Here is a 12,513-nt window from a genome sequence, read left to right as displayed (position 1 = left end):
GCCCGAGGACAGCAGAAGGGAGCGACGGTGTCGCCCAGGAAGCACCGCACCCGGACCTGGATCACCGCGACGGGCACCGTGGCGGCCATCACCGCCTCGCTGCTCATGACGTCGGCGACGGTGGCCCAGGGCGCCGACCCCGCGCAGGTGTGCCGCGACGGCCGCGCGGGCAGCACCTACACCCAGCCGGTCAACCAGGCCGCCGTGCCCGGCGGCGGGGGCACCGTGTACCTGTACTACGACAACAACACCGGCTACAACTGCGCCGTCACCATGGGCGCGGTCTCGGGGTCCACCTACATGGACGTCGGGCTGCGCCGCACCCAGGAGGGCGCGGGGCAGTGGGACTCCGGCACCTTCTCCTCCTACGCCGGTCCGGTCTACGTCGAGGCCAAGGGCATCTGCGTCGACTTCACCGGCGCCGTGGGCGACCGCTCGGTCACCGTCGTCGGCGAGAACTGCGGCGCCTGAGCCCGCCCGCCGGCGGCCGCGCGGGCTGCGCGGCCGCCGCCGGGCACCGGTATAGGGTGCCGTGCGTGGCGCCCCCGCCCGCGCCGCGTGCGGGCGGCGCCGCGGCAGTCCGCAGTCAGCACAGGGGGAGACCGCAGATGAGCCCGTCCATCGCCACCAACACGAAGGTGTCGCGCGAGGAGCTGCTGGAGTTCGTCCGGCCGCGCCACCGCGCCGTCCTGCTCACCCGGCGCGCCGGCGGTGAGCCCCAGATGTCGCCGGTGACCTGCGGTGTCGACGACTCCGGCCGCATCGTGGTCTCCACCTACCCTGAGCGCGCCAAGGCCCGCAACGCCGCCCGCGACCCCCGCGTGAGCGTGGTCGTGCTCTCCGACGACTTCAACGGCCCCTGGGTGCAGGTGGACGGCGCGGCCGAGGTCATCGAGGGCGAGGACGCCGTGGAGCCGCTGGTGGAGTACTTCCGCAACATCTCCGGTGAGCACCCCGACTGGGAGGAGTACCGCGCCGCCATGCGCCGCCAGGGCAAGGCCCTGCTGCGCCTGACGCCGGAGCGCTGGGGGCCGGTCGCCACCGGCGGGTTCCCCGCCCGGCTGGCCTGAGACCCCCGCCCCGCCCGCCGCGGCGGCCCGCACCCGCACCGCACCCGAGTCCGCACCCAGGACCCGCGACCCGAACCCGCGACCCGCACCCCGCACGCGCCGGGCGGGGCCACCGGAACAGCCCCGCCCGGCACCCGCGCCGAGCGCATCCCGCCGGCGCGGGCGCGCGCCGATCCGGCGCCCGTTCCGGCCCCGCCCCACCCGGCCGCGGAAGACGCCCCCGCCCCCGGCTCCCTCCGCCCGGTCCGCGCAGCCGGCCGCACGCCCGTCCCCGGCGGCCCGCCCCCACGGCCGCGCCGTCTCCACGGCGTCCGCGCCACGGCCCGAAGACCGCTTCCGGTGGCCGCGTCGTCACCCGATCGGCGGCCCGAAAGCGACTATTTGGTCGAACCGGAAGAATCCGCAGGGTACCGACGCCGACTTCGGGAACTTTGCGGCACAATGGCTGCGCTGTCCCTTCTTGATCAACTCATGCGGAAAGATTCCCAGTGAGCACCCATGTACCTCCCGGTCCGGCCGGCGCTCCCCACGGCGCCTCCGGCGCGGTGACAGCGGACGAGGCGGCACTGTTCGCGGACGAGTTCGACGGGATCGCCGCCTCCATCGAATCAGCCCTCTTCGGCAAGGCCGAGGTCGTGCGCCTGGCGCTGGTGGCGATGCTGGCCCGCGGCCACATCCTGCTGGAGGACGTCCCCGGCACCGGCAAGACCACCCTGGCCCGCGCCATCGCCGCCTGCGTCAACGGGCACTGGCGCCGCGTGCAGTTCACCCCCGACCTGCTGCCCTCCGACGTCACCGGGGTCACGGTGTTCAACCAGGGCACCCGCGAGTTCGAGTTCCACCCCGGGCCCGTCTTCGCCAACGTCGTCGTCGCCGACGAGATCAACCGCGCCTCGCCCAAGACCCAGTCCGCCCTGCTGGAGGTCATGGAGGAGGGCATGGTCACCGTCGACGGCTCCCGCTACATGGTGCCCTCGCCGTTCCTGGTGGTGGCCACGCAGAACCCCGTCGAGATGGACGGCACCTACCGGCTGCCCGAGGCGCAGTTGGACCGGTTCCTGGTGCGCCTCTCCCTGGGCTATGCCGACCACGCCGCCGAACTCGCCATCATCCGCGGCGACCGCCTCACCTCGCCCGAGGACCTCACCCCGCGCACGGGCGCCGAGCAGATGGACCGCATGGCCGAGGCCGCGCGCCGGGTCCACGTCCACGACTCCGTCTACGAGTACGTGCTGCGGATCGCGCACGCCACCCGCAACCACCCCGCCCTCAGCGTGGGCCTGTCCACCCGCTCCACGGTGGCCATGGCCCAGGTGATGCGGATGCTGGCCCTCACCTCCGGGCGGCCCTACGTCAGCCCCGAGGACGTCAAGCGGCTGGCGCCGCCGGTGTGGGCGCACCGGCTGGTGCTCGCGCCCGAGGCGGCGGTGGGCGGGCGCACCGGCGCGGCCGTGCTGACCGAGATCCTGGAGGAGGTCCCCGCGCCCCAGCCGGGGTACACGGGGGCGGCGGCGGGCCGCTGATGCCGACGACACGGGGATGGCTGGTCGCCGCCGCCGGCGCGCTGCTGCTCACGGCGGGGGTGGTGTCGCAGTACAAGGAGGTGGCGGTGCTGGGCGCCGTCGCCCTGCTGGCGGTCGCCGCCGCCGTCGCCGTGGTGGGCCGCCCCGCCGAGGTGGTCGCCGAGCGCACCCTCCCGGCCGTGCGCACCACGCCCGGCTCCACCGTGCGGGTGCGCGTGCGCGCCCGCAACACCGGGCGGCGCGCCCTCCAGGTCAGCGAGCGCGTGGCCGGCGCCGACGGCGAGCGCCACGTGCCGCTGCCGCCGCTGGGCGCCCGCGCCACCGGCGAGGCAGGCTACCGGGTGGCCGCCTCGCGGCGCGGGGTGATCGAACTCGGTCCGCTGCGCGCGGGGCGCTCCGACCCGCTGGGCCTGGCCGAGCTGCGGCGGGGTTTCGGTCCGACCGACCGCGTCTGGGTGCACCCCCGCTGGGAGCACCTGCGCGCCATCCCCGTGGGCCGGGTGGCCGACCCCGACGGGGTCGTGGACAACGCCCGCGCCGGCACCCTGACCTTCCACACGCTGCGCGACTACGTGCCCGGCGACGACCTGCGGCACGTGCACTGGCGCAGTTCGGCGCGGCTGGACAAGCTCGTGGTGCGCGAGTACATCGACACCTCCCAGACGCGGGTGTGCGTGCTGCTGGACGACCGGCCCACCCCCGGCGGCGACACCCGCCTGGACGAGGTGGCCGGCGCAGCCGCCTCCATCCTGGCCACCGGCGTGCGCGCCTCGCTGCACTGCGAGTTGCGGCTGGTCAGCGGCCGGGGCCGGGAGAGCACGGGCGGGCTGCCCACCCTGCTGGACCTGCTGGCCGAGGCGCGGCCCACCCCCGAGGCCGACCTGGCCAGCGCCCTGCGCCTGGCCCGCGCCCGGCCCGCCGGGGACACCGCCGTGCTGGTCAGTGGCGCGCTCACCGACGCCGACCTGCGGCTGTTCGCCCAGGTGCGCGACCGCTACGCCGGCCTGCTGGCGGTCCTGGTCGGCGCCGAGGAGCGCCCGGCCGCGCCCGCGGGCATCACCCTGCTCGCCGCCGGCGACGCGGCGGGATTCGCCGACCGCTGGAACGAGGCGCCATGGTCGCGGTGACCCCGCCGCCCTCCGCCGGGACGGCCCGCCGCCGCAGGGCGGCGCTCGCCGGCGCACCGGTGGCCGGCGGGAAAGCGGCCCGCGCGGCCGCCCCGGGCCGCCCGGCCGGTTCCGGCGCGTCGCCGAGGGGAACCACGGCGCGCCCGAAAGCCGTCCTAGGGGGTGCTCCACCGGGCGCCCCGCCGCACCACCGCCCGCACCCGTGGCGTCCGGCCCGGCCGGGCGCCGCCCCGGACCACACCGCCCCGCACCCCCACAGGAGCCCGACCGCAGACCGCGCACAGCCCGGCGCCGACCGCAGGAAGGAGGCGGCATGACCGCGACCACCGCCCCCAGCGCCGGCGCGCCCGCGCCGCCCGGCCGGCCCGCGCGCCGCCCCGGACCCCGGCCGCGCGCCCTGGTCGCCGCCGCCGGGCTCGTCCTGGCCACCGCCGCCGGGGGAGTGGCCCTGGCCCCCGGCTACGCCCAGCCCGGTGTCCTCTACGCCGTCCTGCCCGCCTGCGCCGTGGCCTCCGTCGCGGTCGCGCTGCTGCTGCGGCGCCGCACCACCGCGTTCCGCACCGTCCTGGCCGGCCTGCCGCTGCCCCTGGCCGCCGTGCTCGCGGCGGCGGCGTGGCTGCCCGGCGAGGGCACCGGCGTCCTCGGCGGAGCCGGGGAGGCGCTGCTGCACTCGGGCGCGCGCATCCTCACCAGCACCGCGCCCACGCCGCTGAGCGTGGACACCCTGACCCTCCCGCTGCTGGCCACCTGGCTCGCCGGCACGGCCGCGGCCCTGGCCTGGCGCGCCCGCCGGCCCTCCCTGGCCCTGCTGCCGGGCCTGCTGCTGCTCGTGGGCGCGGTGGTGCTCAACGGGCCCGCCGCCCCGCCCGGGTTCCCCGCCATCGGCATGCTCGCCGTGGCCGCCGCCGCCCTGATGGCGGTGCCCCAGCCCGCCCCCGGAACCGGCGGCGCCGACGACGCCGCGCTGACCGTCGAGGTGGAGGCCGCCGACGCCCGCGCCCGAGCATCGGGCCTGCGCCGGGCCGCCACCACCGCCGTGATCACCGTCGTCGTGGCCGCGCTCACCGTCTTCGGCGGCCCCGCCCTGCTCGCCGGCTGGGACGCCGAGCCCGGCGACCCGCGCACCGCCCTCACCCCGCCGATGGCGCCCCAGGCCGCGCTCAACCCCCTCAGCTACCTGTCGGGGTGGGCCGCCGACCCCGACGAGTCGCTGCTGACCGTCACCGCCGAGGAGCCCGTGGACCTGCGCTGGGTCGTGCTCGGCGAGTTCACCGGCACCACCTGGCTGCCCGAGGGCGGCTACCGCGCCGCCGGGCAGACCCTGCCCGCGCCGGTGCCGCCCCCGCCCCACGCCGCCGAGACCACCGCCCGCATCGCCGTCGGCGACGACCTGCCCGGCAACTGGGCGCCCGTAGTGGGCGCCCCGCAGCGGGTGGAGCTGTCCGGCCTGGGCTACGACCCCGTGACCGGCACGGTGGTGCGCCGCGAGGGCGACCTGGCGGGCGCCGAGTACCGGGTCACCGGTCAGGTGCCCGACTGGCGGGCCGGCGAACTGGCCGGCGCCGCCACCCCCGCCGAGGAGGTCTTCGACCGCTACCGCGACCTGCCCGAGGGCGCGCCGCCCGTCCTCAACCAGATCGTGGCCGCCGTCGCCGCCGAAGGGGCGCCCTACCAGCGCGCCACCGCCATCGCCGAGTACCTGCGCGAATCCCACTCCTTCGACCCGGAGACCCCCGGCGGCCACGGCTACGCCAACGTCGCCGCGATCCTCGCCCCGCCCGGCGAGAAGGGCGGCGGCGGCACGTCCGAGCAGTTCGCCAGCGCGTTCGCCATGCTGGCGCGCGCGGCGGGCCTGCCCAGCCGGGTCGCGGTCGGGTTCGGTCCCGGCACCGACGAGGGCGAGGGCCGCTACTCCGTCCAGACCGGCGACGCCGTTGCCTGGGGCGAGGTCTACTTCGAGGGCGTGGGCTGGGTGCCGTTCTCGGTCACCCCCGGCGGCGAGGACGGCGAGGACGCCGGCACCGCGCCGCAGAGCGCGCCCGAACCCCAGGACGCCGAGGAGGACAGCCGGGACGACCCCGACTCCGACACCCACGACGTGTCGGCGCCCCCGCGCGAGCGCGGCGGCAGCGGCCCCTGGGCGGCCCTGCTGTGGAGCGGCGGCGGCCTGCTCGCCCTGCTGCTCGCCGTCCCGGCGGCGCGCCTGGCGCGCGGCGCCCGCCGGCTGCGCGCGGGCACCCCCGAGCGGCGCGTGCTCGGAGCCTGGCGCGAACTGCGCGACGGCCTGCGGCAGAGCGGCGCCGACCTGCCGCCCGGCAGCACGGTCGGCGACACCCTCGCCGCCGCCCGCGACCTGCTGCCCGAGAGCGCCCGCGCGGGCGCCCAGGCCGACCTCGACCGGCTCGGCCACGCGGTCAACGGCGTCGGGTTCGCCGAGGGGCCCGCCGTGGACGCCGCGGCGGCGGCGCGCGTGGCCGACGGCGTCCGCCGCTGCCTGCGGCTGCTGCGCGCCGGCCGGGACCGCCGCAAGCGGCTCACCTGGTGGTTCGACCCCCGCCCCCTGTTCTGGCGGACGCCGTGAACGCGCGCACGCGGCCCGCCGCAGCCCACCCACCGACGAGAGGACGCCGATGAGCGGCGCGGAGCACGAAAGCAGACTGGCCCCCGGGTTCCACTCCCTGGAGGTGCTGCATCGCGGCGCGGCCTCGACCCTGTACCGCGCGCTGCGCGACGGCACCCGCGAGCCGGCCGCGCTGAAGGTGATGCGCGACGAGTCCGGCGCCGCCGAGATCGAGCGGCTGCGCGCCCTGGCCCGCCTGCCCGGCGTCGTGCGGGTGCTGGGGCGGGGCCGCACGTCCTCGGGCCGGATCTTCGTGGCCATGGAGTACAGCACCGACGGCGACTACGCCACCAACCTGCGCCGCCGCCACCCGCTGCCGGTGGAGGAGGTGGTGCGCGTGGGCAGCGCCGTCGCCACCGCCCTGGAGGCCGTGCACGCCACGGGGCTGCTCTACCACGGTGTGGAACCGTCCAACGTGCTGAAGTTCGGCGACGCCGCCGCGCTCACCGACGCGGGCGAGGTGCTGCCGATGGACGCCCCGCCGGCCGTGCCGGGGCTCGACCCCGACGCGATCGTGCACGCGCCGCCGGAGGTCCTGCGCGGGGAGCCGGTGGGTCCGGCCTCCGACGTCTACCGGCTGGCCTCCACGCTGTGGACGCTGCTGGCGGAGTACCCGCCGTTCGCCGAGGGCGCGGGCGCGCCGATCGACCCGTTCGCCTACCGCGACCGCGCGCTGGCCGACCCCCCGCCCGAGCTGCCGCGCCCCGACCTGCCGCACCTGCTGCGGCCGGTGTTCGAGCGGGCGTTGGCCAAGGACCCGGCGGACCGGTTCGCCTCGGCGGCCGAGTTCCGCGCCGCGCTGCGCCTGGAGATCCGCGTCACCGCGCCGGCGCCCGCGCGGCAGCGGCCGGAGGAGCGGCCCGAGGAGCCGGACGTGACGACGGCGGGCGCCGCCGGGGCGGCAGTGGCAGCCGGAGCGGGAGCGGCGGGCGCCGCACAGGGGGGCGCGCCGGAGGTCCCGGCGGCATCGGAGGCGGTTGCGGCGCCCGCACCCACCGCGCCGGAGGCACCCGAGGCATCCGCACCGCTCGCGCCGGAGGTCCCGGCGGCGGCGGACGAGGAACCGGCCGCTTCCGGCGGCTTCGCGCCCTCGGCGGAGGAGACCGTGCAGGGCCAGGCGGCCGAGGCGCCGGCGGAGGAGTGGCCGCCCGCGCCCGGGGCCGACGCCGTCCCGGCGGGCGGAGCGCTGCCCGGTGACGACCTGGTGGCGGAGGCGACGTCGTGGCAGTCGGCGTGGGCCGTGCAGGAGACGCAGGCGGCCGAGCCGGTGAGCGGAGACGCGGCCGCCTGGGCGGCCGCGTCCGATGGCCCCGAGGCCGACGGCGTCCGAAACCAGCCAGCCGGGACCGAAACCGGTGCGGGCGCGTCCGCCGCCGATGCGGAGGTGACGTGGGCGGCCGCCCCGGAGGGATACGACGGAGACGCAGCCACCGCCGATGAAGGCGCGGATCCGGCGGATGAGCCGGGTTGGCAGTCCGCTTCGGGCGGCTACGCGCCGCCCCTCGGCGGTGAGGAGGCCGGTCAGGCGATCGGCGGCGCCGAGGAGGAGGCCGTCTGGGCCGCTGCCTCCGGCGGTCCCGAGTCACCCGTGGCCGGGCCGGAACCGGTGGCGGAGTCCGACGAAGAGACGATGACGGCGCCGCCCGCTCCGGAGGGCGGCGAGCCGCCGGTCGGTGAGGGCGAAGGCGTCGCGGAGGCGGAAGAGACGTGGGCGGCCGCGTCCGGCGGCGACGCCTCGCCGGTTGGCGAGGACGGCGGGCCTGCTGCTGGTGCCGTGAGCGGTGTCGGTCCGGCCGGTGAGCCGGGTTGGCAGGCGGCGTCGGGCGGCTATGGGCCGCCTGCCGTCGAGGATGCCGACGAGACGACGGCGATGTGGCCGCCCGTTCCGGATGACGGCGAGTCGCCGGTTCACGGTGCGCAGGCCGATCCGACGTCCGGCGGTGTCGAGGGCGAGGCCGCGTGGGCGGCTGCGTCTGGCGGTTATGCGTCTCCCGCAGCCGACCCGGAGCCGGTCGCGGATCCGGAGCCGGTCGATGCCCGAAACCTCGCTGCCGGGACCGGAGCGGGTTCCGACGAGGAAACGATGATGTGGCCGCCTGTCCCCGCGGCGGAGGAGTCGCCGGTCGGTCCGGCCGGTGAGCCGGATTGGCAGGCGGCGTCGGGCGGCTATGCGTCGCCTGCTGCCGAGGTGCCTGACGAGCAGACGGCGGTGTGGCCGCCTGTTCCCGAGCAGGACGAACCGCTGGTTGGCGATGATGGTGGGCATGCCGTTGGCGCCGTGAGTGGTGTCGGTCCGGCTGACGAGTCGGGTTGGCAGGCGGCGTCGGGCGGCTATGCGTCGCCTGCTGCCGAGGTGCCTGATGAGAAGACCACGATGTGGTCGCCTGTTTCGGAGCAGGACGAACCGCTGGTTGGCGATGATGGTGGGCATGCCGTTGGCGCCGTGAGTGGTGTCGGTCCGGCTGACGAGTCGGATTGGCAGAGGGAGTCGGGGGGTTATGAGCCTCCTGCTGCCGAGGTGTCCGACGAGCAGACGACGATGTGGCCGCCTGTGCCGGAGGACGAGGGCTCGCCGGTCGACGGTGCGCAGGCCGATCCGACGTCCGGCGGCGCCGAGGGTGAGCCCGCATGGGCGGCCGCCTCCGGCGGATACGCGCCTCCCGTAGCCGAGCCCGAACCGGTTGCGGAGGCGGAGTCCTTCGCTGACCGAAACCCCGCTACCGGGACCGGAACCGGTGCCGGCGACGAGACGATGATGTGGTCGGCAGCGTCCGAGGACGACGGCTCCGGCGTCGGCGGCGCGATGCCCGTCCGGGAGCAGGAGCCGGGTTACGGCGACGCCGAGGAGACCTCGGCCGCCGCCTCCGGTGGCTACGTGCTGCCCGCCGACCAGCCCCGGCCCGGTGCGGACCGTGCCGACGCGGAGGCCGACGAGCCCGGCGCCGGCCACGGCGCCGAGGAGCCCGCCATGTGGCCCGCCGCCTCCGCTGGGCACGCCGCCTATGCGCCGCCCGCTCCGCGCCTGGGGGAGACCCCCGCCGCGCCCGCCTCCACCGGGGGAACCGGTCCGCAGTGGCCGATGGGGGAGCAGCGCCCCGACGACGCCTGGACCGGGCCGCAGGGCCGGCCCGGCGGCCCCTACGCCGGCGCCGGCGTCGACACCGGCCCCTACGCCGGCCCCTCGCCGGCCGGCGGCGGCAGCGGCCCCCACCCCGCCTTCGGTCCCAGCGGCGGCGGCCCCGGCCCGGACTCCGGCGCCTACGCGCCCCCGCACCCGCCCGTCGCGCCCCTGCCCCCGCCGCCCTCGAAGCGGTCGAACTCCTCGCGCGGCCCGCTCTACATCGCCATGGGCGCGGCGGCCGTCACCGTCGTCGCCGTCGCGGTCGGCGTGGTCGCCATCGTGGGCTCGGGCGACGACGGCGAGCCGGCCGCCGGCGGCTTCCCCGAGGCCGGGCAGTCCGCCCCCGCCGGCGGCGAGAGCGGCCCGCCCGCCCCCTCGGCGGGCGACGTCGCCGAGCTGGCGCCCACCGACGTCGCCATGGAGGACAGCGGCACCACCGTCGTCCTCAACTGGACCGACAACACCGGCGGCACCGCCTCCCACCACGTCGTCGGCGGCCCCATCGGCACCACGCCGGTCAACCTCGCCGACGTGGACCCCGGCGAGACCACGGCCACGGTCAACGGGCTCAACGCCGGCCAGGAGTACTGCTTCGTGGTCCTGGCCGTGGTCAGCGTGGAGGAGATCGGCCGCTCCGAGGAGACCTGCACCCAGCGCGCCGAGGAGGGCTGAGCAGGGCAGAGCGGGGGTGGGCGGCGGGCCGGGCAGTCGGTGCGCCCGTCGGGTCCGGCGGCCCCGCCGAGGGGCCGGACCGGGACCGGCGGGCTGCCGCCGCCCACCGGCTGCTCCGCCGCCGCACCGCCGGCGCCCCCCCGCGCTACTCCACGATCACGACCTCCAGCGTGCGCGGACCGTGCACGCCCTCGACGCGGTTCAGTTCGATGTCGCTGGTGGCGGACGGCCCGCTGATCCAGGTCAGCGGCCGCGCGGGGTCCAGCCGCGGCAGCGCCTGCGGCACCCCGTCCACGATCTGGTCGGCCCGCACCACGCACAGGTGGTAGTCGGGGATCAGGGTGAGGGCGCGGCGCCCCTGCGCCGCCCCCGCGTCCAGGACGATCGTGCCGGTCTCGGCGACGGCCACCGCGCAGCCGGTCACCACGCCGTCCATCCCGTCCAGCTCCGCCACGTCCAACCCGCCGCCGTCGCGCACGACCGTGGTGGCGGTTCGGGCGAACCACTCCTCGGGCGCGTCGGCCGGCGCCGCCACCCGGTGGGCGCGCCGGTGGGCCAGCGCCAGGCCGATCCGCTCGGCCAGCTCCTCCGGCGCCACCCGGTGCACGTGCGCCCGGTAGTCCACCAGGCGGTCCACGAGCAGGTCCACGGTCGCGCCCTGCCCGTGGGCGGGCGTGTAGGCGCGCGGCACCGCGACGTCCTCGGGCGCCTCGCGGGCGGGCACGTCGGCCAGCGCCGCGCGCACCCGCGCCAGGACGCGCTCGCGCGAGCCGCCGCCCGGCCGCGCCCCCTGCGTCCCGAACTCCCCGCGCTCCTGCGGTGTGCTCATCGCCCACCGTCCTCTCCGCGCCCGGCCCGCTCTGCGGGGTCGTCCCGCAGTTGGCCCGGCGCCGGACCCTCGGTCTCCGCGCGCCCGTGCCGCCCCTCGCGGCGCCACCAGGAGCGGAACGACTCCTCGGGGATCTCGGGGATGTCGCGGGTGTCGGTCCAGGCCGCGCCCGGCCCCGGCAGGCGGCGCGGCACCAGCCCCCGCGCGGCCGAGGCGGCGCGCTGGGCGGCGCCCAGCCGGCGCTCGCCCTCCAACACCCAGCCCGCCGCGCCCATGGCCGCCTTCTCGCCGAGGTGGCCGGGCCGCGCGGTGACCTCCTCGCGCAGGTGCACCAGCACCTCGGGGATGTCGATGGCCACCGGGCACACCTCGTAGCAGGCGCCGCACAGCGACGACGCGTAGGGCAGCGCGGCGTCGGCGGGCGAGGCCGTCCCGCGCAGCTGCGGGGTGAGGATGGCGCCGATGGGGCCGGGGTAGACCGAGCCGTAGGCGTGCCCGCCGGCGCGCTCGTAGACCGGGCAGATGTTCAGGCACGCCGAGCAGCGGATGCAGCGCAGGGCCTGGCGGCCCACCGTGTCGGCCAGCACGTCGGTGCGCCCGTTGTCCAGCAGCACCAGGTGGAACTCCTGCGGACCGTCGCCCGGGGTCACCCCGGTCCAGGTGGAGGTGTAGGGGTTCATCCGCTCGCCGGTGGAGGAGCGCGGCAGGAGCTGGAGGAACACCTCCAGGTCCGACCACGTGGGCACGATCTTCTCGATGCCCACCACCGAGATCAGCGTGCGCGGCAGCGTCAGGCACATCCGGCCGTTGCCCTCCGACTCCAGCACCACCAGGGTGCCGGTCTCGGCGACGGCGAAGTTGGCGCCGGAGACCGCCACCCTGGTCCGCAGGAACCGCTCGCGCAGGTGCACGCGGGCGGCCTCGGCCAGGGCGCGCGGGTCGTCGCTGAGGTCGTCGGGCGCCGGCGCGCCCCACGCCGCCATGCGGTCGCGGAAGATCTCGCGGATCTCGGCGCGGTTGCGGTGGATCGCCGGCACCAGGATGTGGGACGGCAGGTCCTCGCTGAGCTGCACGATCAGCTCGGCCAGGTCGGTCTCGTAGGCGGTGATCCCGGCCTCGGCCAGCGCCTCGTTCAGCTCGATCTCCTGGGTGGCCATGGACTTCACCTTGACCACGTCGCGCTCGCCGGTGGCGCGCACCAGGCCGGTGACGATCGCGTTGGCCTCGGCGGCGTCGGCCGCCCAGTGCACGGTGCCCCCGGCGGCGGTCACCGCCTCCTCCAGGCGCTCCAGGTAGTGGTCAAGGTGGCGCAGCGTGCGGTCCTTGATCGCCTTGCCCGCCGCGCGCAGCTCCGACCAGTCGTCCAGTTCGGAGACCACGGTGTCGCGCTTGTCGCGGATGGTGTGGGTGGCCTTGCGCAGGTTGTGCCGCAGTTGGGAGTCGCGGGTGGCGGCGCGCGCGGCGTCGGGGAAGGGCGGCATGCCCACGAACGTCGCGGAGCGGTGGGCGGGCACCGCCTCGGCGGGGACGGCGCTGTGCGGGCTGCGGGGG

General features: G+C 77.5%; 8 protein-coding genes. 6 read left to right on the top strand and 2 right to left on the bottom strand.

Going from position 1 to position 12,513, the window contains the following annotated elements; genetic code table 11:
• Positions 1–27: 27 nt before the first annotated feature.
• The 6 genes from LG943_RS20810 to LG943_RS20785 all read left to right on the top strand — a co-directional run bounded on the left by LG943_RS20810 (position 28) and on the right by LG943_RS20785 (position 10,133).
• Positions 28–471 (top strand): spore-associated protein, encoded by a 444-nt coding sequence (locus LG943_RS20810; RefSeq protein ID WP_270074008.1) that lies wholly within the window; start codon positions 28–30, stop codon positions 469–471.
• Positions 472–608: 137 nt separating this feature from the next.
• A complete protein-coding gene (locus LG943_RS20805) occupies positions 609–1,070 on the top strand; it encodes a PPOX class F420-dependent oxidoreductase (RefSeq protein ID WP_270074007.1) in 462 nt (153 codons plus the stop codon).
• Positions 1,071–1,615: 545 nt separating this feature from the next.
• Positions 1,616–2,593, top strand: a complete 978-nt coding sequence (locus LG943_RS20800; protein WP_270074041.1) for an AAA family ATPase — start codon at positions 1,616–1,618, stop codon at positions 2,591–2,593.
• A complete protein-coding gene (locus LG943_RS20795) occupies positions 2,593–3,720 on the top strand; it encodes a DUF58 domain-containing protein (protein ID WP_270074006.1) in 1,128 nt (375 codons plus the stop codon). The genes LG943_RS20800 and LG943_RS20795 overlap by 1 nt, the downstream gene beginning before the upstream one ends.
• Positions 3,721–4,033: 313 nt before the next feature.
• Positions 4,034–6,301, top strand: a complete 2,268-nt coding sequence (locus LG943_RS20790; RefSeq protein WP_270074005.1) for a DUF3488 and transglutaminase-like domain-containing protein — start codon at positions 4,034–4,036, stop codon at positions 6,299–6,301.
• A 49-nt stretch (positions 6,302–6,350) separates the two neighbouring features.
• A complete protein-coding gene (locus tag LG943_RS20785) occupies positions 6,351–10,133 on the top strand; it encodes a protein kinase domain-containing protein (RefSeq protein ID WP_270074004.1) in 3,783 nt (1,260 codons plus the stop codon).
• Between the two features lie 145 nt (positions 10,134–10,278).
• Here the strand turns inward: LG943_RS20785 and LG943_RS20780 are convergent, their stop codons facing one another.
• Entirely contained in the window at positions 10,279–10,962 is a 684-nt protein-coding gene (locus LG943_RS20780) for a LutC/YkgG family protein (RefSeq protein WP_270074003.1), read from the bottom strand.
• On the bottom strand, positions 10,959–12,443 hold the full coding sequence (locus LG943_RS20775; RefSeq protein ID WP_270074040.1) for a lactate utilization protein B: 1,485 nt from the start codon (positions 12,441–12,443) through the stop codon (positions 10,959–10,961). The genes LG943_RS20780 and LG943_RS20775 overlap by 4 nt, the downstream gene beginning before the upstream one ends.
• Positions 12,444–12,513: the final 70 nt, after the last annotated feature.

The organism is Streptomonospora mangrovi, assembly GCF_027604915.1.
In the GTDB taxonomy this organism is placed as follows: domain Bacteria; phylum Actinomycetota; class Actinomycetes; order Streptosporangiales; family Streptosporangiaceae; genus Streptomonospora; species Streptomonospora mangrovi.
Note: the sequence above shows the minus strand (reverse complement) of the source record. Positions and strands in the feature narration are given on the sequence as shown.

Excerpts from the sequence above, each read along its gene's own strand:
- LG943_RS20805 (WP_270074007.1), top strand. The coding sequence starts at position 609 with ATGAGCCCGTCCATCGCCACCAACACGAAGGTGTCGCGCGAGGAGCTG.
- LG943_RS20795 (WP_270074006.1), top strand. The coding sequence starts at position 2,593 with ATGCCGACGACACGGGGATGGCTGGTCGCCGCCGCCGGCGCGCTGCTG.
- LG943_RS20790 (WP_270074005.1), top strand. The coding sequence starts at position 4,034 with ATGACCGCGACCACCGCCCCCAGCGCCGGCGCGCCCGCGCCGCCCGGC.
- LG943_RS20785 (WP_270074004.1), top strand. The coding sequence starts at position 6,351 with ATGAGCGGCGCGGAGCACGAAAGCAGACTGGCCCCCGGGTTCCACTCC.
- LG943_RS20780 (WP_270074003.1), bottom strand. The coding sequence starts at position 10,962 with ATGAGCACACCGCAGGAGCGCGGGGAGTTCGGGACGCAGGGGGCGCGG.
- LG943_RS20775 (WP_270074040.1), bottom strand. The coding sequence starts at position 12,443 with ATGCCGCCCTTCCCCGACGCCGCGCGCGCCGCCACCCGCGACTCCCAA.